Raw genomic sequence first — 26,686 nt, forward strand, 5'->3', positions numbered from 1 at the left:
ATTTGACAAAGGTGAAATTGCTCTTAGGTATCTGGCAGATTTAACCGATAAGTAGTCGGACAAAAATATTTATAGTCATTGTGAGCCTTCGCTTCTTTTTACAATGACATTGGGTAATTAATTCTGTCTGACTACTTAGCTTATGCGATTTGAAAGTTCCACGGCTAAAAGCCAATGGGATTTTTACTTCATATATTGCCTCTTGAGTCAAGGCTCAACCTTTCAAATTAACCTTTCCCTCAAATTTTGGCACATCTTGATGAGATAAAAATCTTTCACTAGTGTGATAACTTTTTCGCCATTTTTCGAGCTTATCTATAGATATTGATTTAGATGTGACGTTCACACCATTTCCTCGCCAAGCAACTTCTGGATCTGTTGTGAAAACCCCACACTCTAATTGTTCTAATCTCATATTCCAATATTCACTAAATCGGCTTTTTAAAGTAATAACTTGCTCAAATACCTTATTTCTGTGTTTATTTCTTCTTTTTCTTTCTGTAGCTCCTGTTGCTTCCGTGTCAATAAACTTAGTTTCAATTAAATACAGACTACCTTTAAAAGTCAGGTAGACAAAATCACACTTTCCTAAATCTGTATAATCTGAAATTGGAGATTTTTCAAATAACAGCAATTCAGCGCATGAGGGAAACAACTCTTTAATATTCAAAAATAAATAAGCTTGCAGTAGAAGTTCCTTATCATAAGGAAATAATATCACTCCTTCAAAAAACTTTTGAATGTCCTCGTGAGTTTGGGGTTGAATCCTTTTACAGTATGAAACAAATTTATGTAGCTCGTTTACGCTCATCAAGTTTTAACTCCTTCCCCCGGTCGCAGCCTTAAGGGTATTAGCATAAAAAGATACCACTCCCTCAAGGAAATTATCATCCGCATAAGTAACTAAAAAAACGTTTTTAACCCTGAATACTTAAGGCAATTTACTGTTGACAGTTCAATAAAACTAATCTTCAAATGCTTTTCAGTATTGGTGGATTTTTCACTTCTGGTATTAGCTACCAGTGAGCGATTTTATATGAGCAGGAAAACTAGCATTTTGCAAAGCTTGGACGGTTATTCTTGAATCTTGCACGGAAAATTGCCAACCCAAGCGAACAAGTTTCCGAGATTTTTCAGTTTGGATAATTCCAATAACTGGCATTTTTGCCTTTTCTTTATCTACTGAATGTTCTTGCAAAATTGTTTTCAAGAGATGTAGTTTTTCCATATCACCTGCTTGCTGGGGATTTAACTCTACCATTACCATTTGTACTGTTTCCACTGGCTCTGCATCTTCAACAATAAATTGAGTTTGCTCGTCGCGTCGGTCTACTTTCCCCCAAATAATCAATCTTGTGTCAACTTGAAGTAAGGAACTAATGCGTTCATAAGTTTTAGGAAAAACTACAGCTTCTGATTGTGTGGTTAGGTCTTCTATTTGCAAGATGGCCATCTGATCGCCTTTTTTTGTAACCACTTTTTTGACGTTATTTAACATCACAACTGCACAAAGCCTTGTGTCTTCCCTTTGCTCTCCCAATTGCGAAAGGTTAATTGGAGTTAAAAGTGGTGCTATTTGCCTTAAGGATTTCAGTGGATGGTCTGATACATAAAAACCTAATAATTCTTTCTCCATCTGCAACTTTTTCTGTGGGGGTAAATCGGTCACAGGTTTAGATTTAGGAGCAGTTTCAAAGGCATTATTTGCTCTTTTATTTTGAGTAGAAGAAAATCCATCGCCTAATAAGTCAAAAAGATTCCCTTGCCCACTGGCTCTATCTTTGGCGCGAGATTGTGCCCAATCATACACTAATTCTGAGTCATTAATTAACTGTTGGCGGTTGGATTCAATTTTGTCAAAGGCTCCACAGTAAATCAGCGATTCCAGAGTCCGACGGTTCACAGCACGTAAATCCACGCGATCGCAAAAATCAGCGAGAGATTTAAATTCTCCTGTCTCATTTCTCGCCTCTAAAATACAGGCGATCGCATTCTGTCCCACGTTACGCACCGCCGAAAAGCCAAACAGAATCTTTCCCAATGTCGGCGTAAAATCAACACCAGAACGATTAATATCTGGCGGATCTATGGAAATACCCATGTTTATACAGTTAGTAATATATCTCTGTACCTTATCGGTATCGCCACTGTTAGCCGTTAACAGGGCCGCCATATATTCCAATGGGTAATTAGCTTTTAAATACGCTGTCTGGTAAGTTACATAACCATAGGCCGTTGAATGCGATTTATTGAAACAATTAGAAGCTATGAAGCCATTTTTGATCGCAAAATTATGGTCACGCTCAACTCCAATGTCATAGACATTTTCTTTGCCTAAATATTTACGTGTGGCTATTTTGATCATCCTATCTTACCCCCCAACAAAATTTGCGAAATTAATTAATTGATAAAATGATAAAAATTGTAGTCATAGTAATACTGGTAATATAAAATTATATCACTAGAAAACACTGCTATACTCTTAAACAAAAGTAGACAAAGTTTGACAAACTATTAGTTAAACAGTTAATAGCCATGTAATTGCTGTTTTTAAAGCTTATAAACAGACTCCAATAGATATTAATCCTCTTAATTCAGATGCTAGGAGACTAGATGAAATAGGGGGAACAAAGAAAGTTTTTCCTTCTACACCTCACCCCTGTAGCTCTTTCCAATGCCGAATGTGTCAGTTAGTATCGTTGAGAAGCAATACGGTATTAAAGGGTGTGGGTAGGTGAAAGTGACGCTGATCGTAATTTTGGCGGTGGTTCTAGGATTGTTTATGATAGTCGAGATCGGACTGCGATCGCTATTTGGCTTTGGTAATCCCCTAATTTACATTGGTGATGAGCAGATTGGCTATTTATTGGCTCCTAATCAGCGTACCCGTCGTTTTGGTAATCGTATTGAAATTAATGAGTATTCTATGCGAGGTAGTGCGATAAATAAAACACCCGCGCCTTCTACGCTGCGAGTTTTACTGTTAGGGGATTCTATTGCGAATGGTGGTTGGTGGACAGATCAGACTAATACAATATCGGCGATCGTGATGCGTTCTTTAGCATCATCCACTCATCATAATTATCAGGAAGTGGAGGTGCTGAATGCTTCAGCTAACTCTTGGGGGCCAAGGAACGAGTTAGCTTATTTAGAGAAGTTTAGCAATTTCAACGCCCAAGCAGTAGTCTTATTAATTAACACCGATGATTTGTTTGCTACTCCTCCCACTTCTTTACCGGTAGGACGCCATCGCAACTATCCCGATACTAAACCTCCCCTAGCGTTAGTGGAAGTGTGGCAACGTTATATCGTCAAGCAGCAGCCAATTCCTGAAATGAAAGCGGTGCAAAATGAAGCAGGCGATCGCGTGGGGATTAATTTGGAAGCGATCGGCAAAATTCAAGCCCTGACTCGCCAAAGCAACAGCCAATTTTTACTAGTTATGACTCCCTTACTGCGAGAAATTGCTGAACCAGGCCCCCGCGATTACGAAATTAAAGCCCGCCAACGCTTGAGCGATTTTACTAAAGCCCAGCAAATTAACTATGTAGATTTTTTACCGATATTCAATTCAACGAACAACCCGCAAGGTTTGTATCACGATCACATTCACCTCAATTTGCAAGGTAATAAAGTTGTCAGCGAAGTTTTGGAGCGATCGCTTTTAGAAATACTGAGGGAGATAGCAATTACTCAGACTGACTAAAGTCGTCAATTCTACCAGAAAATATTTGTATTGAGTGATTTTCCACTCATGAAAATTAATTTATATAGTTTGTTTAGTACTGACTATCTTAACAGAGTAGTAACTTTAATAGTTAAAATAATTATTAATTTAAATTAAATCAGACAATCTTCTATAACTTGAACACTAGCTATCCAAATAATACTTAACCTTAAATTAAAAAAATGATTAAGTGCAGTTATTTATTATATTAGAAAATTAAATAATATGTTTAAAGATTACTTTTAATAAATCTCCTTGTGTAAAAGGCTTAGTTAAATAGCCTGATGCTTTGACCATCTTAGCTTTAGCTCTATCTATAAATCCTACTTTTTCTGACACCAGAATTACAGGTGTATTTTTAAAATGTGAGTGTTTACGCAGCAAAGAGCAGAGTTCATATCCGTCTAAATTAGGCATCGAAATATCCAACAAAATGATGTCGGGTTTTGTGTGAACAATCTGCATTAAAGCTTTTAAAGAATCGGTGACTCCCACAACACAAAAGGTTTGCTCATCTAAATAACTTTGAATAGTATTCAACACCGTAGGACTGTCATCAATACAAAAGATTGTGTAAATTTTTTTGTCTACACGAGGTTCAGTAATTCGCTGATCACTATGTTCATTAGTATTAATAGAGTAGACTGGTGTTCTATAACCGTTTGTTCTAAAAGAGTTTGGTCTACTTTTGTTCTTAGATTTTAGCTCATTGATTTTGAACAATTCTGACGAGTGTGATTGAGAAGTTAGCGAAGTCTTACAATCAGCCGCTTCTCGACGTTCGCGCAGCGTGTCGCAGACAGAGGCTACGCCAGCGCTTTGGGGCGTTTGACATCGTTCAACCAGTAAGCGGAGATTCAGATGACAAAACTTTGGCATGTCATCTAGAAAGCTTTCAGGAATAAATTCATAACTCCCCTCTTCTAAGTTTAGAAATGACTCCAGAACTTCTAGCGCCAACTGCTCTATCAGCATCGCCGCTTGAAAGGGACTGATATATTTCTGATTAACTAACCAACAAATAGCCAAATAATCTGGGTTCGGTATTGCCTGATTTTCAATCCCAGTTTCAAATATCGCCCGTAACTGTTCGTGAATTTCACGAGGGAGAGTAGAAATTTGCTGACTCAAGCGTTGCAAATTTCTGTAAAGTGGCTCAAACATTTTCTCTGAGTAGCAGGCATAAATTAGTTTACCTTCATCTACATATATTGACCAAGAGCCTGATGTGCTAAACACCTGCAAACAACCAGTAACAGACTTACCAGTGATTTTTTTCAACAAAGATAAAGGCTGGAGCTTTTGAAAAAATCTGTATCTATTAATCGGAAGTGTCTTCATTGGGATAGCTCTGGAATAAAATTAACATTGCAGGTAAAATTAGTGAATTACCTTTTCGGAATTCACTGCGACTTGGTTGAAAGCACTATCAGATAAATATAGCGGTCACATTTGAGTTAGTACAGAGATTCCACACCCCCCAACTCTTAATTAACCAATCTCTGTTAAGCTAGAAAGCACGAATTACAACTAAACCAATCCATATTATTGCCCAATAGCAAAATGGCCCGACTGGTTGCCAGGATATAGTATTTCAAAAACTAGATTGGTTTTCTGTATCTTTTGCTAATCTAGACAATCTAACAGTAACTCAAGTGCAACAGATAGACTATTGGCTCTCGCCCATCAGTCACAAAAGTATCATAGTTATCCGTATCTAGTAGCCTAAAATTGCAGATACTTTTGTTCTCTTAGAAAAGTTTTTTTTGCCCCTCATGCTCAAGTTTGAAGCAATCAAAATCTCCAGTGCTATAGACGGAAAAGCTCTTCTATCAAGGCTTTTATGGATTAATTCAGCAATGAAGAGCAATGTTTTGGTCGCCATAACTAAAGTTGTCAGGTACTTTTGCTAGAAGTTTATTCTTGAGGGAAACTTCATCAAGAGAAAAAGTATTATTAAAAACTAAGCATTCAAAAAGCCCAATGTCTTACTTAGGTCTTGAGCTTGTAGAGCAACTCTTAGTGTTGGGATTGGGCAAAACTACCAATTGCACAACAAGAATGGGAAACCTCCGACCAAGGATGAGTTAGCTGGCAATTGTCGCCATAATGGTGTGTGGTGAGATGCACAGGCGACCAAACCAGCAGAAGAGAATCTCTTCATAAGTACTGGAAACGGGTTCTAATGTTGTTTAAGGCGAAATATTCACCCGGCACAATTTGAAGTGACAAATTCAAGAACCTACAGCGAAATTCTTGATTAGTAGTACATACCTGCAAAATAGCTATTTCCTAGCTAGATGGTAGATAACAAGTAACGTACTCACTAAAATTTAGATTACTATAATTTTCAAAAAAAGTTAGAAGAAATATCTAAACTTCATGATAAATCAGTAAAGTAACCATGAGAACTAATTAATATTATCTTTCAGTATTTTTTTGCTCTAATATCCGGGAAGATTAAAAATGTACAGTAAAAGATAATTTTGCCTGCTTATTTAATTACACTTAATAGATAACTGAATCATTTTATAATAGCAATTTAACCGAAGAATCTCAAGCTTTAAAAGTCACCAATATAAATAAAAAATTGCCTGCGTAGGCGTAACCCGTCGTAAATATTGCATTCATTAACCCATAAAGTATATGTAGTAAAAAGACGCAAAGAATTTCTTTGCGTCTTTGGTGTGAGATTTATAAGTAAATATTCTCACCGTTATAATTCTCCATCTACTTAAACTTGCTCCCGCCAGCACCAGCTTAAAAGTGTGCCACCAGCCACCAACTTAACTACTTCCAGTACCCAATAACTACCGTGTAGTAAATTCATTGTCGATGGAATAGCAGCCGCTGCTTCAAATAGGTTTAGCTGAACTCCTACGGCGCACATTTGCGGAGTTAAGAAATAAGTGTCAAGCACAGCTATAGTTAGCAGCAGTCCAGATAAAATAATACTGCCAATGCGCCAGTGATATTGGGTTTTACCCAAAGCTAATGCCCCTGTCAGTACTACAGCAGCAGACAATAATTCCATCCGATTGAAGTTCCAAAAAATCGTATAGCCTGCTGTTGTAAAACCAGCTTGACTCATCATGCCAGAAAGATAAAGGCTAGGCATAATTACCCAGTCTAAAACTAAACTAGCACTGAGCCAAAAGCCCAAAGTTAATATTATAGCGGTTTGCCAAATTGGTCGTTTGAATTCAAGGCTAGAAATAGCAGTCATAAAATAATTGCGTGTGTTGTATTTCTTAGTTTCTAACTTCACCAGCAGTTTGACAAGAAATATCAACTAACCTTTACAAAGCGACTTATCTTAATTGATTCTTAATCCAACCCCAAGATTTCTTAAACTTAATTGAGAAATATTAAGATATTTTAAAAAATAATTTAATAGATTTTGATTTTTAATAAATACTCAATTTTTCTTGAGTTTCCAGTCTCTGGTTGGAAACTCAAAAAAGATGATAATTAGTGGTTCGATTTCGTTATTTCTCTTGAAATGTCCAGACACCTTCATCCCAATCTGACTCTGTTGGAGGTGATTGTAACCAATGCTGACAACGTAAAAGATGCAACATAGCAGCTTTATCTTGGTTGTCTGCTGCTAAAACTAGGGCAAATTCAGCCCTAGCACGGTTGAAATCGCGTTTGAGATAATACTCGCGTCCTTTGTGATAATGCTCAATCACTTGCAATTTTTCGCTTTCAATCGGGTTGGAACGTAAACCGAGTAATTCATATATAGCTACTGGCTCATTTCTGCCTTTGACACGAATGTAATCTAGTTCCCTAGCCCATATATGATCTTGGCAGGGTTTAAAAGTGTTATGGCTAATAATAATGTCGCAACCATACTGTTTACTAACACTTTCTAATCGAGAGCCAAGATTAACACCATCACCAATGGCGGTAAATTCCATCCGTTTACTAGAGCCAATATTCCCACTAATCACGGTATCTGAGTTGATACCAATGCCGATTTTAATTCTGGGTTTATCATCTACATAGCGACGTTGATTAAATTCGTGCAGGCGATGGCGCATTTCTAAGGATGTTTGCACTGCCATCCAAGCGTGTTCTTCTAATGCAAGAGGAGAACCAAACACAGCCATAATCGCATCGCCGATGTATTTGTCAAGAGTGCCTTTATGTTTAAAGACTGCCTCCACCATTGATTCAAAGTATTCATTGAGCATACTTACCACTTCTTCTGCTTCCAAATTTTCTGTCAAAGTGGTGTAGCCGCGAATATCAGAAAATAAAATCGAAACTTCTTTGCGATCGCCTCCTAGTTTAGCATCATCTAATTTCAGCAATTCTTCCGCTAATTCCTGGGTCATGTAGCGGTACATGGTACTTTTGAGCCGCTTTTCATCACTGATATCTTCCATCACCACCAGCGCCCCCCGGACTTGCTCGTTGTCGCTGGCATCGGCAATTGTGTTAATGGATAAATTAATACTGTGCTGTTCTGTACCAGTTGTTATGAGTGTACGATCGGGATAATATTGCTGGCGACCTTTTAAGTCAACTGCATGTAAAGCATCTTGGTACCACTTGCTAAAGTCACCTTCTTTGATGCCGATGACATCATTAACTAATTTCCCTTCTAAACGGTCATCTATTCCCAGTCCTAGCAAACGTTGGGCACTTTCATTAGCGGCGATAATTAACCCAGCTTTATCAGTGGAAACCACTCCATTGGAAAGACTACGCAGAATATCTCGTTGCATTTGTTCTTGTTGCTTGACTGTGGCAAACAACTGGGCATTTTGTAGCGCTACTCCCGCTTGAATATTAAAAGCTTCCATGAATTCTTCATCGTTGCGGTCAAAGCTAGCTTGGAAGCAATCGGGAGCTTTGGGCCAATCAGCTGGATTATAAGCGGGAAAATCACCAGTTTTCTTTTTATTTACGAGTTGGGTAACGCCAATCAGTTGTTGATCGGCGTTAAATACTGGCATACAAAGTAAGCTACAGGTACGATAGCCATTTTGCTGATCGAGTTGTTTGGCTGTATCAGAGTCAGGATCGTCGTACAAATCAAAGGCAATATTCAGTTTTTTGCCAGAAGCCGCTACTATACCCGCAAAGCCTTTACCTACAGGGACTCGTAATTCTTTAGTTGAACCATCATCCTGAGTGATTTTCGTCCACAATTCATGGCGCTCGTGGTCTATTAACCATAGTGTACTGCGATCGGCATTCATCAGTTCCTTGGCTTCATCCATCACCCGCTTCAGGGTGTCTTCTAAGTCGAGGCTGCTTTGAGAGAGGGACTTGATGGCCTTCATTAGCGCCGCCACTGCTCTTTGTTTTTGGGTGGCGACATAAAAAGAGCGCGAGGATTCTAAAATTAGGCGAATTGAAGGGGCAAATTCTTGAAATAATTGTTCGTCACAAGAGAGAAAACCTTTGGTATCAACACGTTCGGCAAGGGGAGCGGCGTGATTATTGCCAGATTTTAATTTATTCAGTAATTGTACTACTGCAACTAACTGTCCATGTTCATTTAACAGTGGCAAAGCCAGCATAGTGTAAGTGCGGTAGCCAGTTCTTTTTTCTTGTTCTTGGGCAAAATGCGATCGCGGATCGTAATAAAAATCAAAAGGAATATTGATAACTTGTTTGAAAGTGGCGACTTCCCCAGCAATGCCTTTATCGGCGGGGATACGAATTTCTAAAGAGCGATCGCCTTCCCCCTCAGCTAAAATAGACCAAAGTTCTTGTTTTTCTTCATCCAATAAAAATATCGTTGTCCGGTCTGCCCCCAGTAATTCCCCGGTTTTCAGGGTAATCGAATGTAACATTTCTTGCAGAAGAGTTTCAAACCCCTGAGAATCAAGCATTGATAGGGTTTGATGGACAATCTGTAATTTTTGCTCGACATCTTGAACGACCTGCTTAAAAGTATCCTGAGTCAGGGGAGCAAGAAAGGTAGAAAAATTTCCTTTTCTTGTGGCTAGAGCGCCCACAGGAGCAGAATTTGTTTGTAATTCGAGGTTTTCTTGGTTGTGAACACCAATAATCAAATCGGTGGTTTCCCCATAACTTCCTTGATACACTGACATAACTGGTATTTTATATAGCAGGATGAGATTTTAAATTTAAGAATGCGATGAAATTTATGTAAGTTGTGCTAAAAGCAACAATGCCTTGATATTATCCATAGTTTAATCGCTTGTTTAGCTAGCGTCATCCTGTGAATCAGGGTGGAAGTTAATTATCAACAACCATATCTTGACCAGAACCCCTTCCAACTGACGCATACAGATGATGAATAGAGGGTCAGACCCCTGATTTAAACGATAAAACAATATTGTCTGCATCCCGTACTGAGCAGATCCAGGCCTCTCTTTGAGATGCTACGCGAACAAAGTAGGGCTAGTAGTCTGTCCCATTAAATATAATGGGTGAACTCATTCTTAGCTTTTCTTCCTTTGCGCTCTTTGCGTCCTACTCTGCGGGAAGCCGCTCCGCGTCTATGCGGTTCGTTCTTTTATCCCTCAAAATCAAATTGACAGACCACTAGAGCCGTTGACTACAAACTTTTAATTAATGATCCGATCGCCTTTACCAATTCTTCTGGATCTACAGGTTTGGAAATATGCTGTTGAAATCCGGCTGCGATCGCTTGCCGAGAATCCATCTCTCCAGCATAGGCTGTTAGAGCGATCGCGGGAATTGTCCCACCTTTCTCTGGTTCCAGACTCCTGATCTGTCGCATCAGCATATAACCATCCATTTCTGGCATCCCAATATCGCTAATAATCAAATTTGGCTGGGATTGACTCAGTGCAGTTAAAGCTGCAATGGCTGAGGCTACAGCTGTCACCGTTGCACCATATTGCTCCAGCATGAAAGGTAAAAATTCTCGCATATCTGCATCATCATCGACCACGAGAATATTTAAGCCAGATAAAGGTAAGGACTGATCTGGCAGCAGTGAGGAGGTATTTATTTTATCTTTGATTCCTTTACTTTCATCCTGTAAACATGGAAGTCGGACGGTGAAAGTTGCTCCTTTTTCTTCACCCAGGCTTTCTACTTGCACAGTTCCGCCGTGAAGTTCAACAAGATGCCGGACGATCGCTAATCCTAAACCTAAACCGCCAAATTTCCGGGTTGTGGCTCCATCTGCTTGACGGAAATAATCAAAGACATAAGGTAAGAACTCAGGTACAATCCCTTTACCTGTATCAGTTACGCAGATTTGTACCTGTGAGCCAACTTGCTCTAATTTAATTGTTACCTGTCCTCTATTAGGAGTAAACTTAATTGCATTGGAAAGAATATTCCAAATGACTTGTTGCAATCGATTGCCATCACCTAAAACTTGCCCGACACCAGATTCAAAAATTGTCTCAATCTCGATGGACTTAGCCTGTGCTGATAAACGTACTGTTTCGATCGCAGCTTCAATGACTGATACCAAATTAATGGGGCCGAAATTGAGGTTGAGTTTACCCTGAAGGATACGGGAAACATCAAGCAAATCTTCAATTAATTGGGTTTGTAATTTGGCATTGCGCTCAATAGTTTCGAGGGCGCGATCGCTTGTTGCTTGGTCAAGTTTGCGACTCCGCATCAGCTTTGTCCAACCCAGAATGGGGTTAAGCGGTGTTCTCAATTCATGGGATAGCACAGCTAAAAATTCATCTTTGATGCGGTTTGCTGATTCTGCAGCGTTTCGCGCTGTTCGTTCCGCTTCGTAAAGGTGGGCACGAGCGATCGCTTGGGCGCATTGTTGAGCAACAGCCAAGATAAAGGCTTGATCCTCTCCACTAAGTAGTTGAAGTTGGTCAAATCCTAAAGTGACACCTCCCACTGCCGAACCTTCCACCATCAAGGGAATAGAAATCCAGGCATCAATATCGTATTGGGCGTAAGCTTCAGCTAGATGAGGATAACGAGCCATTCTATTTTGCTTCGATTCAATCCAAGTAGGTTGCCCAGTCCGCACAGCTTCGGCTAAAGGGGAAGGTGAATCAATAGAAAAATGCCGCCAAGCTTCTACCAAATCTTGGTTATAACCAACCGTCTGCACAATTTCTAGTTCAGTCTTGTTTTCATTTAGTAAGGCAACGAGGGCAGAATTCGCTCCCAAGGCAGCCATACTCTGCTCTACAATGACCTCAGAGACTTGGGCTGGTGTCAGCGATTCTGAAAGGGCAGCCGTAATGGATTGGAGACGGGCAATGCGCTCTAGGGCTATTTCTGCCGTTTTTTGGGCTTGCTGCGCTTCTTGGTAAAGGCGGGCATTATCGATGGCGATCGCCGCTCGATGGGCAATATCTTCAGCTAGTGACAAGTCAGATGTGCTGTAACGACGTTCTGATTCCGATGTAAAAAAGGAAATTGCACCAAAAATTCTTTCACGTGCCATTAAGGGTAACATTATACAGGACTTTAAACCAATTTCACGTATAATCCTTAGATGTTCTGCATTTTGGATGCCTTTTGCTAATAGTGCATCTGAGATTTCAGTTACCATTTCAGGAATTCCTGTACGCAGTACTTTCGGCACACCTCCCGGTTCATCCAACTTTCTCGGATAATGCTGATGAAGTTCCCAACCGAGTTTAACTTTCTCTGGATCTCGGTGAGCAACTGCTACCCGATTAATTGATTGGTTGTCTTGTAGCAGATCAACGCTACACCAATCAGCAAAGTAAGGCACAACTAAGTTTGCCACACTTGCTAGCGTGTTTTCGTAATTGAGGGAAGAAGCCAAGGTTGCACTGACTTGAGCTAAAAATGCTGCTTGTTGCTGATCGGTTTCTGCTTCTTGTCGCGCGGTTTGCTCTTGAATAAGTTGGATACGTTCGGCTTCAGCTTGTTTGCGATCTGTGATATCAAGTACAATGCCACTCATGTGTGTAGCTTTACCTACTTCGTTGAAAAAGGCTTTTCCCCGGCAGGCTAGGTAGCGGATACTGCTGTCATCCCAAATAATTCGATATTCTAAATCATGCTCTACGCCTTCGTTAATCGCTCGGCTCAACGATTGAGCCAGCAATGGGCTATCATCTGGATGCAGACGAGCTAAGATGGATTCAAAGGTTGCAACAAAAGTTTCAGGTGTTAACCCAAATAGTTGATAAATCTGCTGATCCCAGTTAAACAAATCATTGGCAATATCCCAACTCCAAACACCAATTTTGCCAGATTTTAATGCCAGGTTAAGCTGTTCTTGACTGTTCTCTAAACCTTGATAAAGACGAGCATTTTCTAGAGAAATAGCAATTTGAACTGTCAAAATCTCTAGTACGGAAAGTTTTTCCTGTGTAAAGGCGCTGGGGATAAGATTGTTTTCCAAATATAAAATACCAAGTAATTTCGACTGACGCGCGATCGGTAAACAAAGTACAGATTTAGGTTGTTTCTGGATTACATACTCATCTCCAGAAAACATATTTTGCTCAGTAGCATTCTGCAAAATCACTGTTTCTTGAGTTTGCTGAACATAATTCAGCATTGATTGCGGAATAACTTGTGAAATTTCGCCATCAAATGCGGGTCGAGAAACATTGAGTTTTTCAACCTGGGAATTAACCTTAGCTTCTACTTCTATGACCAGATTTTGCTCGTGTTCAAGCAATAAGTAACCGATTTCTCCTCCTACTTGCTCGATGACAATTTGCATTAATGTCTTCAACAACCGCGAAAAAACAATTTCACTCGATATGCTTTGAGAAGCTTTAACTACCGATAAAAAGTTTAAATGCTCGCCTGTGGTGATAAATGTTCCGTTAGAAGTAAGCTGTTGTTGTGGCAATAACTGAGGATAGGATTCTTCGAGGTGCTTAACTTTTGCAGATGCCTCCCAGCGCAGATATGAATTTTTAGCTTCTTGTAAGTAAGTTTTGGCAATTAATTCAAACTCTCGCTCAAAGTAAAACTTAGCGTCTAGCTCATTAGCCAAAGCTTCATATTGTACAAATCCCTGCTCACGGGCTGAAGTAATTGATTGCTCATACAAGCTCATTGCTTCCAAGTCTCGACCTTTAATTCGAGCTATTTCAGCAGCTACTAATTGAGACTTGTGTAAGAAGTTTTCAGGGCAGTGATAAGCCCAGTATTGCAATTGTTGTTGATGGGATTTTAGAGTTAGTAAAAACTGTTCTTGCTCTGAAAAAGATACTGTTGAATAAAGAGCCGTTAAAGTCAGTGAGTAATATAAAATATAATCTGTTTCAATGGGTAATGCCAGTGTTGCTATAGGAAATTGAGATAATTTTAATGCACATTTTAGTGCTTCTGTATATTCTCTATATGTAAAAAAGATAATTAATTTAATAATATTATAAAAAATAATTCCACTGACAAAACCTGCATCTTTAATAATAGATAAAGCGTAGGATTCATCAAATTCATCATTACTTAGAGTCAACCTTTGGTAAGTAAGTCCGCGCAGATTCATCAGCAACATCTGCTGTAGTCTGATTGTCTGATAGACAGCCTCATGTTTAGACTGGCAGGCAAATGCAGTATATTTTTCTAGCGATTTGTATGTTTCTGCAAGTGGAAAACCTAACTGGATAATTTGCCACGAGCCTTGATAACCATTGTAGTTTGCCATCGTCACATCGCCTGCTTCCACACAGCTAATAAATCCCAGTTCTAAAAAAGGAATATCGCTAGCAATGTGGTTACGCCAAACGTTAATATGGCTTCCATGAATGTGTAAAACAACTCCTCTAAGTTTCAAGTCGTGAAACTTTTCATTCAATTGAATTGCCATCTCAGAAAATGCGTAACCTGTAGGAATATCATGGAAGATAGAAACCAACAACATGGCGTACATACTGTAAGCAAAACAGGAATCTTCCGTATTCCCAAACTTGAGTGAGTAGTTAACTGCTTTCAGTACGACTAAAGGAAAGAGATGAGGTCTACCAAGATAAGTAGGCGGGCCCAAAGTTGTCAACAGACTAATTACTGTTTTAATATTGGGGTCTTCAATTACTAAAGCATTAATTAAATCTGAGACTTGTCTGTTATCTAGATTAGTTGATATCTGGTTTCTTTCAATTGCGATCGCAGCTTTCACTTCCTCATCTGTATCAGGGAATGTCACCTCAAAAAGTTTTAAAGCTTCTAATCCCAATGTCAGCGCCTCTTCAAATCTACCTGCGACTTGATAGAGTCTGATTTGCGACATATAAATATTAGATTTGTCTACATGAGATTCTGCTTTGAGCAATAGTAATTCAAATAGTTGTTCTGCTTGTTCTAAATTTCCGGTTAAGAATTCACATTCAGCTAGTTCTCTAAATAAAGTAAATGTTTGTTCGTATTGTTCTATCCAGGTATTTTCAGCTAAAAGATTCATGGCAACGCTAAAAAATCTTTTAGCAGGAATGTAGGCTATAGATGCTTTTGCTTTCTTAGCAGCGATTAAATTCAATCTTACCAACTCATCTTTTTCTGTCTGTTCAATAATCAGATGAACCGCGAGATTTAGTTGATTAACTAAATCAAAAATTTGCTCGTTAACTTGTTCATAACTGGAATTTTTTAGTAAAAGTCGCCCAATCTTCAGATGAGCTACCGACTTTGATTCATCAGCAATTAAGGAGTATGCAGCTTGTTGAACTCGGTCATGGTAGAAACGATAGTTTCTACCAGCACTTTCATCTGACTCTATAGGGATAATTAATCCTCTTAAAATTGCTTCAACAAGGGCATTTGCTGTTTCTTGAATAGATTGTTCACCAACGATCGCTAAAACTTCTAGATCAAAGCGATTACCAATACAGGAGGCTAATTTAAGCACTTCTTGAGTTGCGGCTGGTAGCTTTTGCATCCGCCCAATCATCAAGCTGACAATATTATCTGTAATACCTTGGGCTTCAATCTGAGCTAGATCCCATTGCCACCCCCCTTTTACCCCCTTGGTAAGGAGAGATTGACGGGGGTCAAAAATTAGCAGATTTTCTTGATGCAGTGTTTTCAGAAATTCATTGATAAAGAAAGGATTACCATCAGTTTTTTGGATAATCAATTGAGCAAGAGGTTCTACTCGTTCTGCTGAACTATGCAATGTATCAGCAATCAATTGATTTACATGAACAAGATTTAAAGGAGTAAGAATAATTTCAGTTTTTCTTACTCCCTGCTGGCAAATCTTCTCCATCATTAAACTAAAGGGATGCACAACATCTACTTCATTATCTTGATAAGCTAAAATAAAGCAGAGATAATGGATACTAGACCCAGTAATGACGGTTTGAATTAAATTTAAAGTAGCGCTGTCTGCCCACTGCATATCATCTAAAAAAACAGTGAGTGGATGTTCCTTTTGCGAAAATACACTGAGAAAATTCTGAAATACTAAATTAAATCTATTTTGAGATTCAGAAGGCCCTAATTCTGGTATAGGTGGCTGTTCTCCAACAATTAATTCAACTTCTGGAATTACATCGGTGATTAATCTACCATTGTTCCCTAATGCTATTTGTATTCGCTTTTTCCAATTGGCAAGTTGTTCTTCAGGCTCAGTTAAAATTTGTCTAACAAGTGTTTTAAAAGCTTGAACAATGGTGGAGTAAGGAATATCTCGTTTATACTGATCGAATTTACCAAATATAAAAACGCCACGTTCTTTGACAATGGGCTTGTGAATCTCCTTAACTAAAGAATATTTACCAATCCCAGCATAGCCAGAGACGAGGACAAGTTCTGGTTTTCCTTGGCTAACAACTCGCTCAAATGCTTGGAGAAGCTTGGCAATTTCTTGTTCTCGTCCATACAATTTTTGAGGAATTTGAAAGCGTTTTGAGATATCTTGCTCACCCAAAATAAAGGATTGAATTTCTCCAGTTGTTTCCAATTGTTTTAAACACTGTTCCAAATCAAATTGCAAACCTAAAGCACTTTGATATCTCTGTTCTGCAACCTTCGACAACAATTTGATAATGATGTCACAGAGCATAAGGGGAATATCATCGTTGAGCTTTTTCGGAGATGGCGGAGATTGGGCAATATGACAATGCACCCACTCTAAGGGGTCTTTGCCTTGAAATGGTAGCTGATCTGTCAGCATCTCATAAAAGGTGACTCCCAGTGAATACAAATCGCTACGATGGTCAATTCCTCGATTCATCCGTCCGGTTTGTTCAGGTGAAAGATAAGGTAAACTGCCTTCAATGCGACTGGAACTGCTAACTATTTGCTGCTGATATGGAATAAAAGCAGCAATTCCAAAATCGGCGATTTTAACCTGACTGGTGTCGAGATTAACTAAGATATTTTGCGGCTTAATATCCTTGTGGACAATGTTACGAGTGTGAATTTGTGCGAGTTTGCTGGTGATTTCAATCGCAATCTTTAAGAACGAAACAGGTTCTTGAAATTGGTCTAGCAATTGATCGAGCGATCGCGCCTCAAAATCCTCCATAATCAAATAAGGGATTCCCTGGTGCATCTCTAAGGCGTATACCTTGACTGCGGCGGGGATATTTAACCTTTGAGCGATCGCATACTCACGTTTGAGTTGTTCAATATTATTGGGTGTACACTGTTCTGGACGTAGCCCTTTGATAATTACCGGACACTGGTCTTTAATCTTGATTCCACGGTATATGACTGCTTTTACCCCTGCTTTTAACAAAGTGACAATTTTAAATCCGGGTAATGCAATCATCATGCTAAATGCTCCAGCCGTGCTTCTTCCGAGATAATTCGAGCTTACTTGTATTTTAGATACATTTCTTTGGACAGATGAAATTTAGATGATATCAGCTTTGGATAATCACTTCTGTTAACTCTACAGACAAAAATAAGCTACAATTCAAGCAGAGTAAGCATTTCCCGCTCAGAAACTCCCCATGTTTGATAACCTGCAAACCCAAATTTACCAACTAGAACAATTTGCCAACAGCCTCGTTTCTAACCAACTGGCACACCTTAGCGTGGTCAGCGTTGGTATCATCTTTGGCGCTGGCTTGCTCACCAGTCTTACACCCTGTATGCTTTCTATGCTGCCAATTACCATTGGTTACATCGGCGGTTATGAAGCCAAAAACCGCTTGCAAGCAGCTGCCCAATCAACTTGGTTTGCTTTAGGATTAGCAACTACATTAGCCGGGATGGGAATAATAGCAGCTTTGGTAGGAAAAGTCTATGGACAAGTGGGAATTGGTTTGCCGATTATCGTCAGCATTATCGCAATTCTCATGGGGCTGAACTTACTAGAAGCACTACCTCTGCAATTTCCATCCTTGGGCGAAACGAATTGGATTTCGCAAGATTTACCTATAGGATTGCGTTCTTATTTACTGGGGCTGACTTTTGGCTTAGTTGCATCTCCTTGTAGCACGCCTGTTTTAGCCAGTTTACTGGGTTGGATTGCCAATACTCAAGACTTAATTTTAGGCGCTGTTTTGCTACTTTCGTACACAGCAGGTTATGTAGCACCATTGATTTTGGCGGGTACTTTTACAGCTTCAATTAAAAAATTACTAGAATTGCGTCGCTGGTCTGGTTGGATTAACCCAGTTAGCGGGGCGCTGTTGGTAGGATTCGGTGTATTTTCCTTAATTTCTCGGATTCCCCTTGGCAGTTTTTAATATCAATACCTTTGTTAGATTTTACACCTAATGACTTTAGAAGATTCAGCATCCAAAGAATTAAAATGGTGGGCAAGACCTGGCAATTACTTACGGCAAGAGCTTTTGCCCGTACTGACTAACTTACGACTAGCGATCGCACTACTGCTGTTGATTGCAATCTTTAGTTCCACCGGAACTGTAATTGAGCAAGGTCAGCCACCTGCATTTTATCAGGCTAACTACCCAGAACATCCAGCTTTATTTGGTTTCTTAACTTGGAAGGTAATTCAGGTAGTTGGGTTAGACCATGTATATCGTACCTGGTGGTTTCTGGCATTACTTATCTTATTTGGCACTAGCTTAACTGCTTGTTCTTTTACCCGTCAGTTACCAGCTTTAAAAGCTGCCCAGCGCTGGAAATATTACGAAGAACCACGGCAATTTCAAAAATTAGCTTTAAGTGCAGAACTAGATAATGGTTCTCTAAATTCTCTCAGCCAACTATTACAGAAACGCCGCTATAAAATTTTTCCAGATCAAGAAAAAGAAAATATCCTCTATGCCCGCAAAGGAATAGTCGGACGCATTGGTCCAATTATTGTTCATATTGGTATCGTAGCTATTCTACTAGGGGGAATTTGGGGGGCGATGACTGGGTTTATGGCACAGGAAATGATTGCCAGTGGCGATACATTTCAAGTGACAAATATTGTCGATGCTGGCCCAATAGCTGCCCAAGTCTCGAAAGATTGGTCTGTGCGCGTCAATCGTTTTTGGATTGACTACACTCCATCTGGTGGCATCGATCAATTTTATTCCGATATGTCTGTCTTAAATAAGCAGGGAGAGGAAGTTGACCACAAAAAGATTTTTGTCAACGAGCCTCTGCGCTATCGGGGCATAACCTTCTACCAAACTGATTGGGGAATTGCAGGTGTTCGCGTCCAATTTAACAATAGCCCGATTTTTCAATTACCAATGGCGCTATTGAACACCAAAGGACAAGGGCGCATTTGGGGTACGTGGGTTCCTACTAAACCGGATTTGAGTGAGGGTGTCTCTTTGCTAGCCAAAGACTTGCAAGGGATGGTATTAATTTATGATCCCAAGGGTAAATTAGTTGATACTGTCCGCGCTGGGATGTCAACCGAAGTCAATGGCGTGAAGTTGAAAATTCTGGATGTTATTGGCAGCACTGGCTTACAAATTAAAGCCGATCCAGGCATACCAATTGTTTACTCAGGATTTGGTTTACTAATGTTGGGTGTGGTGATGAGTTACTTTTCTCATTCACAAATATGGGCATTGCAAAAAGGCGATCTCTTATATGTTGGTGGCAAAACTAACCGCGCCCAAGTTGCTTTTGAACAAGAGGTTTTAGAAATTTTAGATCGGCTTAGTTCAGAGCCAAAAATTGAGGAAAAAGAGACGGCTATTGAAGTTTAAATGCAAAGGTACGCATAGTATAAGTGAAAAATTTGCGTACCTTTGCATTTCAAATTTATTTTTCTCGTTTTACAATTAATTACACCTACACAGCTACAGATTGGAAAATTATTAAGCATTGGAACTAAAGTTTTGTATATCTGCTCAACTTCAATCTAAACGACGGGTTTGCCTACTACCTGTAATCGCTATATTGTTGAGTATCGCTTCTTGTACTACCGATAATAAAAAAATCAAGCACGTTTCTCTCGTTGGTGCTGGGGCAAGTTTTCCTGCGCCTTTGTACGAACGCTGGCTTTCAGATTACAACCAGCAAAATCCCAATGTGGAAATTAACTATCAAGCTATAGGAAGCAGCGCTGGAGTACAACAGCTTATTGAAGGTACTGTAGACTTTGCAGCTAGTGATGTGGGAATTACAAATGAACAAGCAGCTAAGATCAACAGGGGAGTGATTGCTTTACCCATGACTGCTGGTTCCATAGTGCTAGCTTACAATCTCACGTCCGCCCCCCAGTCACCTCCAGTCAATCTGCCAAATGGTTTAAAGCTATCACGCCAAGTTTATGTAGATATTTTTCTCGGAAAAATTACGAATTGGAATCATCCGAGAATAGCTGTAGCTAATCCAGGCGTAAATTTGCCCAATCTACCGATTCAGGTTGTACACCGCACTGATGGTAGTGGAACTACAAGTGTGTTGACGCAACATCTAAGTGCTATAAGTCCAGAATGGAAAAGCAAAGTTGCAGCAGGTAAAGCTGTCGCATGGCCAGTGGGAATTGGTGGAAAGGGTAACGAAGGTGTTACTGCCTTAGTTCAACAGATCCCAGGAGCTATTGGCTATGTAGAATACATCTACGCCAAACAAAATAAACTTCCTGTGGCTGCTTTGGAAAATAAATCTGGTAATTATATTACGCCTACACCAGAATCTGTAGCTCAAACCTTGGAGTCAGTGAAGTTACCCGCCGATAACTTAATTGCTTTTATCAACGATCCTACAGGTTCCCAGTCTTATCCCATCGTTACTTATAGCTGGCTCTTAACTTATCAGCAATATCCAAACAGAGTCAAAGGTGAAGCGCTAAAAAAATTTATTGATTGGGCTTTGATTGAGGGGCAAAAATCCAGTTTGGAACTCGGATATATTCCTTTATCTAAAAAAGTTGTGCTTCAAGTACAATCTGCTGCAAACAAAATTGCAAAATAACTAGTTTTTAGTTTAGATCGTGTCCGCTTAATCAACCTGAGTAAAAATGTTCGTGTTCACTAAAAACCAAAGTTTGGCATTGCTAATTGGAGTATGAAAAATAATTTTGCGTAATTTCATAATCCTTGTAGAGATGTTGGATTACAACGTCTCTACATCCAGATTCATATCACCATTCAGCAATACCCAAAGTTTTTATGATGGGTACTTATGATGACGCACTTCAACCACAGTATGTACATTACCGCGAGGTGTAAAATCTGCTTTCACAGTGGCTTCTAACGGATCACAAGCAGCGACAAAATCGTCCAAAATTTGATTGGCAGATTCTTCGTGGGAAATATAGCGATCGCGGTAACTGTTAATGTAAAGTTTAAGCGCCTTCAATTCTACTACCCGTTCATCAGGTATATATGTAACGTAAATTGTCGCAAAGTCAGGATAGCCGGAAAACGGACATTTACAAGTAAATTCCGGCAAAGTAATATTAATGTCATATCGTCTCCCCATACGCGGATTTGGAAAGGTAATTAATTTACCTTCCGCAATATCGCGTTCACCATACTTCATTTCAGGGAATTTGTCAGTTGTCATTTGTCATTGGTTATTTTACTTATGTTTACGTCTTTTTATTAATTTTGTACAGACAAAGATTTTTCGCGTCTCTACTCCCTCCTCAATACTCTTCCTTCTCCCAGTCTGGACAATTCTCATCTTCACAACCGTGGGGATGCATAGCACAAACTAACAAATTACCACTATAAACTTGACCGTGGTAATGAGTACAACCGATGCACGCAGGATTTTTTTCAGCTGTAGGTTCAACTGAATAAGGAAAACCTGGATCTACATCTGCTACCATGTCTTCCAGTTCCCAGTAAGCCTCCAACATTGGTTCAGCTAAATCCTGTAAATACTGATCGACTTCAGTAACAATATTAGGGACTTGCTCAGTAATTTCTTCCGTTAGCTCAAAAAAAGCGTCAACCATTTCACTCATTTCCAGGAAGAAACGCTCTACTTCATCAGCCACTGTTTCAACGATTTCTGCTAAATCCTTTTGCCACTGTTCCATAAACTTGACACCTTTGCAGGCTATAAACAGGACGCTTTGTGTTATCTGGGTGGAAGCACTAGAATACACACTAGGCAATGTATCTTATCAAGTTTCTATATGAAGTGCCATGTCAAAGTTCCACTTATTGCCAGTTATATCGAGTAAAAAATACTTTTTATTAATCGCGTTGCAATCGTTTTAACTCATTTTGCAGGTCTAGCACTTCTTGACGCAATTTATCCACATTCTCATCACTTGATCCCTCTTTCACCGTTGGTTCTTCATCTTCCTCTAAAATTTCAATGCGGCGAGGTTCCGAAGGAGGTGTTTTCTCGGAGGTTTCAGCAGATGGTTGGGCTTGTTGGGCTTGCTTCATCATTTCTTCAACAAAGCGGCGGGCTTCTTCTGTGTTCATTTCGCCCTTTGCCACCATTTCATCTGCCAGTTTTTGGACTTGCGATCGCACTTGGGCTAATTTTCCCCCTGCTTTCTCACCTGCGTAAGAAGCTAATCCAACACCGAGGTAAAAAGCTTTTTGAACAATATCTCCAAAACCAGCCATTGTTGCTGACCGCTCCTAAAAATAGGGCGACCCGGAGACTACGCCTATTACAAGCCTCCCGTGTTGCTGCTACCTTCCGGTTCTGACAAGATTTGGGTGTTGCAATCGCATAGATCCAGGTCTTCTAAAAGCATAACATGAAAAACCAGTAAGTGTGTGTTATTCCATAACAATTCGCCATTCGTAAAGTTGATATTTGACACAGCCGTGTTTTACCAACGGGTCATCAGCGACAATTGCTTCTGCTTCCTCCTTAGAGGCTGCCTCAAACAGCAACATTCCGCCTCTTTGTTCTGCCCAATAGCCCGTTCGTGCTTTGTGTCCTTTAGCAATCAAGTCCTGGATGTAGGCTTTGTGAGCAGGTACATATTGGTCAAAGGTAGGTTTATCGACTTTCCCTTCTTCAATTTTGACAAACCACGGCATTTACTTGCGACCTCTCGTAATAATTTTGGATTTTGGATTGGGAATAATCAAAGCTCCCGAAGGCAAGCGATCGCAATCACAACATTACTGATAAAATTTCTAGAATGCGAGAACTTTACCCAGCGATCGAGCCTTACCTAGAAGGTAGTTTACAGGTTTCCGACCTACATACCATTCATTTTGAAGAGTCAGGAAACCTCCAAGGTCAACCCATCGTTTTGCTACACGGTGGGCCTGGTGGTGGATGTCCACCTTTTTATCGGCAATATTTCCACCCAGAAAAATGGCGGATAGTGATGTTTGACCAGCGTGGTTGTGGTCAAAGTACGCCCCATGCTGAGTTACGAGAAAACACCACTTGGGATTTAGTCAATGATATCGAAAAACTGCGCCAACATTTAGGTATAGAAAAGTGGGCAGTTTTCGGTGGTAGCTGGGGTAGCACTTTATCATTAGCCTACAGCCAAAGCCATTCTTCTCGCTGCACAGCATTAATTCTTCGTGGTATTTTTATGCTGAGGCAAAAAGAGTTGCGATGGTTTTACCAAGAGGGTGCTAGCTATATTTTTCCTGATGCTTGGGAAGAATATCTCAAACCAATTGCGATCGCAGAACGTGATGATATGATCGCAGCATATTACAAACGCTTGACCAGTCCCGATTTAGAAATTCAATTAGCAGCGGCGCGTGCTTGGTCAATTTGGGAAGCTAGTACCAGTAGACTTTTTTTAGACCCAGAACTCATGCAAAAGTTTGGCGAGAGCGAATTTGCTTCAGCTTTCGCACGCATTGAATGCCATTACTTTATGAATAAGGGCTTTCTTGAAACAGAAGATCAATTACTCTTAAATGTAGACCGTATCCGCCATATTCCGGCTGTAATTGTTCAGGGACGCTATGATGTAGTCTGCCCAATGATATCAGCTTGGGAATTACATCGAGCTTGGCCAGAAGCGGAATTTATAGTGGTTCCTGATGCTGGGCATTCGATGAGCGAACCAGGAATTCGTAGTGCTTTGATTGAAGCAACAGATAATATTTAATTCGGTTGAATACTGAGCTTGTAGAACAGAGAAGTTCCCCAAAAAAAGGGGATGTAAGACCAAACCCTCAACAAAGCAATCCCTTGTGAAATGGGAAACTTACACTATATATAAAGCATCAGTGTAAGTAGTTCACTACAAAAAAAGAGATATGCGAATTCTAATTATGGAAAGCAGTATGTTGTTGCTCCTGACTGCGGTGACAACAGGCTGTGTCAGTTCTCCCTCTGTTACAAAACAGCCACAAGCCTTACCAGCAATCACTGAACAGCCGACGAAGGCAACTGTGTTGACCTCAAAACCTACACCAACTGCAAAAACTACAGACAGTTCTACCCCTGAACCCACTATTTCTAAAAATCCGACGCGCTGTGAAACTAGCCAATTGTCAGTACGCCGAGTCTCCGAAGATGCTGGCGTTGGGAATGTTGCCCTCACCTACGCCTTCACCAATAACGCCTCATCTCCTTGCACCCTCTACGGTTATCCGGGATTGGCACTACTGGATGCAAAAGATCAACCTTTGCAAGGAATTAAAGTTATTCGCTCCAAAGACACTTATTTTTCGAGTCAGCAACCTCGACAACAAGTAACTCTAGCTCCTGGAAAACAAGCCTCATTTCAAGTAGCATATAATCACATTAGTTCGCCCCAGGAAAACTGCCCAATTTCTAATAAGATTGAAATCACGCCTCCGAATGCTTACCAGCACCTTACCGTCACAGAAGAAATCAAGCCTTGTACAGGCAAAGTCAGAGTGACCCCAGTACAAGCAGTCTTGTAAATTTATGTAATTTACTAAAAAATCTAAAAATAGCATAAATTTGATTAGAGCTTCTGATAAGTCCAGTATTGTACTGTTCAAAAAGGTTAAGGATTTTATGCTAGGAATTGATGTTGCCGATCAAGATGGCAGAGTAGATTGGACGGCTGTAAAAAACTCTGGTAAAACCTTTGCGTTTGTCAAAGCCACAGAAGGAGTTAGTATTAAAGACTCTGCTTTTGCTCATCACTGGCAAACTATGAAAACGGTTGGTATTATTCGGGGTGCTTATCATTTCTTTCATCCCCATACATCTGACCCGGTTCAGCAAGCACAGGAATTCTTAAAAACGTTGGGGAAATTAGAACCAGGAGACTTACCACCAGTTCTGGATGTAGAGGTAACTGACAAAGTAAATAGCCAAGCTGTAATTAGTGCAGCTAAACTGTGGTTAGCAGAGGTGGAAAAAGCCCTTTTACAACAAACGAAAAAAGCAATTAAACCAATTATTTATACTTTCCCTAGTTTCTGGCAAGAACTTGACAATCCATCCGATTTTGCGAGTTATCCGTTATGGATTGCCCACTACGGAACTCAGAACCCAAGTATTCCTGGCGCTTGGCAGGGGCAATACCTAATCCATCAATATGAAGGTGATATCTCTGGTGTAGCTGGTGTTAGTGGTCGAGCCGATTTGAATAGATTTAATGGTTTACAGCTAGGAGATTCTGGGCTAAGGGTCAAACAATTACAACAGCAATTAAAAGATATTGGATTATATAATGATGCCATTGATGGGAAATTTTCTGAGTCAGTTAAGAATGCAATTGTTAGTTTCCAAACATCTAAGAAATTGCAAGCTGATGGGATTGTCGGTATAAAAACTTGGGTAGCTTTACTGTGGATTTAGAATGGATAAGCTTACTCAATAAATAGACCCATGCTCACTATCAAATTGATGTAAAGATAAGTGATTCTTTGTGTCTCAATATTTACTTCTTTTGATTAGCAAGCCCAGTTGTTTTAAATATGTAGCTACTTATTGAAAGTCGCTTATGTTGCTTCGATGACTTCTCAATAAGTAGCTAGGCGTAAATAAATTAAAGTTTATAGTGAGTTAGCGCAGTCTTCTCCTAAAGGGAGAGGCTAGCGCCAAGGAGTTTCCCCCATGAGCGACTAACGAACCCGGAGGGTAAGGACTTTAGTCCTAGTAAAACTTTCTATTAACGATGAATTGCTGATTACGAACTAGGCTTTTTGGCGTAATTTAATTATACTTATTTAATATGTATTTCTATATATGACTAGTATCTTGAAATGCACAAAAGTGAGATTTAACCTGGAAAAAACCTTTAATGATTCGTTTGAGTGAACTAAACTTAACCCACCTGATAGCTGTAGCCACTTCTACCCACTGCCGTTTTCTTTTACTTGCTTCTGGATAATCTTCACTCAGCATCTCAACTGGTAACAAATACATCTTGACACGATAACTTTTACCTCCTTTGCGGTACTTGTAAGTGCCCAGTTCATTAGTGTCTACCTGCCCAATCACCCCTGCTTCTTCCCAAGCTTCTTTGGCAGCTGAAGCGGGCGGACTCATGCCATTAGGAATATCTCCTTTTGGAATCACCCAGTGTTGAAAGTTACGGGTCGTGATTAGCAAGATTTCAACTTTGCCATTGTTCACTCTATAAGGAATCGCCCCAGACTGTTTAAACACTTTGCTGACTTTTCGACTCATGTAATTTGCATCCTGTACGGTTTAGCTTTTTTGTATAATGATTATTTCAAAAAGTCTAACGCTGATACCGGATAAGTTTTGGTTAAATTTAGGTTAGGATGAGGTTAAAGAATTTTATTATCCATAAAAGTTAATTATTAAAAGTTT

The 26,686-nt window shown here is 39.8% G+C and carries 19 protein-coding genes and 1 other RNA gene; 7 read left to right on the forward strand and 13 right to left on the reverse strand.

The features are described from left to right. Positions 1 to 214: 214 nt before the first annotated feature. Positions 215 to 811, reverse strand: a complete 597-nt coding sequence (locus FBB35_RS05885) for a hypothetical protein (protein ID WP_254625831.1) — start codon at positions 809 to 811, stop codon at positions 215 to 217. A gap of 201 nt (positions 812 to 1,012) precedes the next feature. Beyond that, positions 1,013 to 2,365, reverse strand: a complete 1,353-nt coding sequence (locus FBB35_RS05890) for an OB-fold nucleic acid binding domain-containing protein (protein WP_174708885.1) — start codon at positions 2,363 to 2,365, stop codon at positions 1,013 to 1,015. Between the two features lie 369 nt (positions 2,366 to 2,734). Between FBB35_RS05890 and FBB35_RS05895 the strand changes: the two genes are divergently transcribed. Then, on the forward strand, positions 2,735 to 3,706 hold the full coding sequence (locus tag FBB35_RS05895) for an SGNH/GDSL hydrolase family protein (protein ID WP_174708886.1): 972 nt from the start codon (positions 2,735 to 2,737) through the stop codon (positions 3,704 to 3,706). A gap of 237 nt (positions 3,707 to 3,943) precedes the next feature. Here the strand turns inward: FBB35_RS05895 and FBB35_RS05900 are convergent, their stop codons facing one another. From FBB35_RS05900 to FBB35_RS05920, 5 genes are all read right to left on the reverse strand, one after another. Further along, entirely contained in the window at positions 3,944 to 5,068 is a 1,125-nt protein-coding gene (locus FBB35_RS05900) for a response regulator (protein ID WP_174708887.1), read from the reverse strand. A gap of 376 nt (positions 5,069 to 5,444) precedes the next feature. Then, positions 5,445 to 5,612: a hypothetical protein gene (locus tag FBB35_RS05905; RefSeq protein WP_174708888.1), complete on the reverse strand. Its 168-nt coding sequence runs from the start codon at positions 5,610 to 5,612 to the stop codon at positions 5,445 to 5,447. An 849-nt stretch (positions 5,613 to 6,461) separates the two neighbouring features. Continuing rightward, entirely contained in the window at positions 6,462 to 6,953 is a 492-nt protein-coding gene (locus FBB35_RS05910; protein WP_174708889.1) for a hypothetical protein, read from the reverse strand. Between the two features lie 262 nt (positions 6,954 to 7,215). Next, a complete protein-coding gene (locus FBB35_RS05915) occupies positions 7,216 to 9,801 on the reverse strand; it encodes an adenylate/guanylate cyclase domain-containing protein (RefSeq protein WP_174708890.1) in 2,586 nt (861 codons plus the stop codon). A gap of 470 nt (positions 9,802 to 10,271) precedes the next feature. After that, complete coding sequence (locus tag FBB35_RS05920) at positions 10,272 to 17,381, reverse strand: AAA family ATPase (protein WP_174708891.1); 7,110 nt, start codon at positions 17,379 to 17,381, stop codon at positions 10,272 to 10,274. Positions 17,382 to 17,562: 181 nt separating this feature from the next. Between FBB35_RS05920 and FBB35_RS05925 the strand changes: the two genes are divergently transcribed. From FBB35_RS05925 to pstS, 3 genes are all read left to right on the forward strand, one after another. Continuing rightward, positions 17,563 to 18,303, forward strand: coding sequence for a cytochrome c biogenesis protein CcdA (locus FBB35_RS05925; RefSeq protein WP_163928706.1), 741 nt, complete (start codon positions 17,563 to 17,565; stop codon positions 18,301 to 18,303). 30 nt (positions 18,304 to 18,333) lie between these two features. Further along, positions 18,334 to 19,731 (forward strand): cytochrome c biogenesis protein, encoded by a 1,398-nt coding sequence (locus tag FBB35_RS05930; protein ID WP_174708892.1) that lies wholly within the window; start codon positions 18,334 to 18,336, stop codon positions 19,729 to 19,731. Between the two features lie 118 nt (positions 19,732 to 19,849). Next, the gene (gene pstS / locus FBB35_RS05935; protein WP_174708893.1) at positions 19,850 to 20,944 is read left to right on the forward strand and encodes a phosphate ABC transporter substrate-binding protein PstS; all 1,095 of its coding nucleotides are present in this window, start codon (positions 19,850 to 19,852) and stop codon (positions 20,942 to 20,944) included. Positions 20,945 to 21,139: 195 nt separating this feature from the next. Here the strand turns inward: pstS and queF are convergent, their stop codons facing one another. The 5 genes from queF to FBB35_RS05960 all read right to left on the reverse strand — a co-directional run bounded on the left by queF (position 21,140) and on the right by FBB35_RS05960 (position 22,989). Continuing rightward, the gene (gene queF / locus FBB35_RS05940) at positions 21,140 to 21,538 is read right to left on the reverse strand and encodes a preQ(1) synthase (protein WP_174708894.1); all 399 of its coding nucleotides are present in this window, start codon (positions 21,536 to 21,538) and stop codon (positions 21,140 to 21,142) included. Positions 21,539 to 21,620: 82 nt separating this feature from the next. Beyond that, on the reverse strand, positions 21,621 to 22,019 hold the full coding sequence (locus tag FBB35_RS05945; RefSeq protein ID WP_174708895.1) for a hypothetical protein: 399 nt from the start codon (positions 22,017 to 22,019) through the stop codon (positions 21,621 to 21,623). A gap of 160 nt (positions 22,020 to 22,179) precedes the next feature. Beyond that, positions 22,180 to 22,563: a phasin family protein gene (locus tag FBB35_RS05950; RefSeq protein ID WP_114085360.1), complete on the reverse strand. Its 384-nt coding sequence runs from the start codon at positions 22,561 to 22,563 to the stop codon at positions 22,180 to 22,182. Positions 22,564 to 22,588: 25 nt separating this feature from the next. Continuing rightward, positions 22,589 to 22,685: signal recognition particle sRNA small type (ffs, locus tag FBB35_RS05955), an RNA gene on the reverse strand. A gap of 37 nt (positions 22,686 to 22,722) precedes the next feature. Beyond that, positions 22,723 to 22,989, reverse strand: a complete 267-nt coding sequence (locus FBB35_RS05960; RefSeq protein WP_174708896.1) for a YciI family protein — start codon at positions 22,987 to 22,989, stop codon at positions 22,723 to 22,725. A gap of 104 nt (positions 22,990 to 23,093) precedes the next feature. Between FBB35_RS05960 and pip the strand changes: the two genes are divergently transcribed. The 3 genes from pip to FBB35_RS05975 all read left to right on the forward strand — a co-directional run bounded on the left by pip (position 23,094) and on the right by FBB35_RS05975 (position 25,705). Further along, a complete protein-coding gene (gene pip, locus FBB35_RS05965) occupies positions 23,094 to 24,032 on the forward strand; it encodes a prolyl aminopeptidase (RefSeq protein ID WP_174708897.1) in 939 nt (312 codons plus the stop codon). Positions 24,033 to 24,183: 151 nt separating this feature from the next. Then, positions 24,184 to 24,816, forward strand: coding sequence for a DUF4232 domain-containing protein (locus FBB35_RS05970; protein ID WP_174708898.1), 633 nt, complete (start codon positions 24,184 to 24,186; stop codon positions 24,814 to 24,816). A gap of 97 nt (positions 24,817 to 24,913) precedes the next feature. Beyond that, on the forward strand, positions 24,914 to 25,705 hold the full coding sequence (locus tag FBB35_RS05975; protein ID WP_174708899.1) for a GH25 family lysozyme: 792 nt from the start codon (positions 24,914 to 24,916) through the stop codon (positions 25,703 to 25,705). Positions 25,706 to 26,089: 384 nt separating this feature from the next. On the opposite strand, the gene FBB35_RS05980 is transcribed toward FBB35_RS05975, so the two are convergent. Beyond that, positions 26,090 to 26,539 carry an NUDIX hydrolase gene (locus FBB35_RS05980; protein ID WP_174708900.1) on the reverse strand — a complete coding sequence of 150 codons (450 nt, stop codon included), beginning with the start codon at positions 26,537 to 26,539 and terminating at the stop codon, positions 26,090 to 26,092. Positions 26,540 to 26,686 lie beyond the last annotated feature (147 nt).

Source organism: Nostoc sp. TCL240-02 (genome assembly GCF_013343235.1).
Taxonomy (GTDB): Bacteria; Cyanobacteriota; Cyanobacteriia; order Cyanobacteriales; family Nostocaceae; genus Nostoc.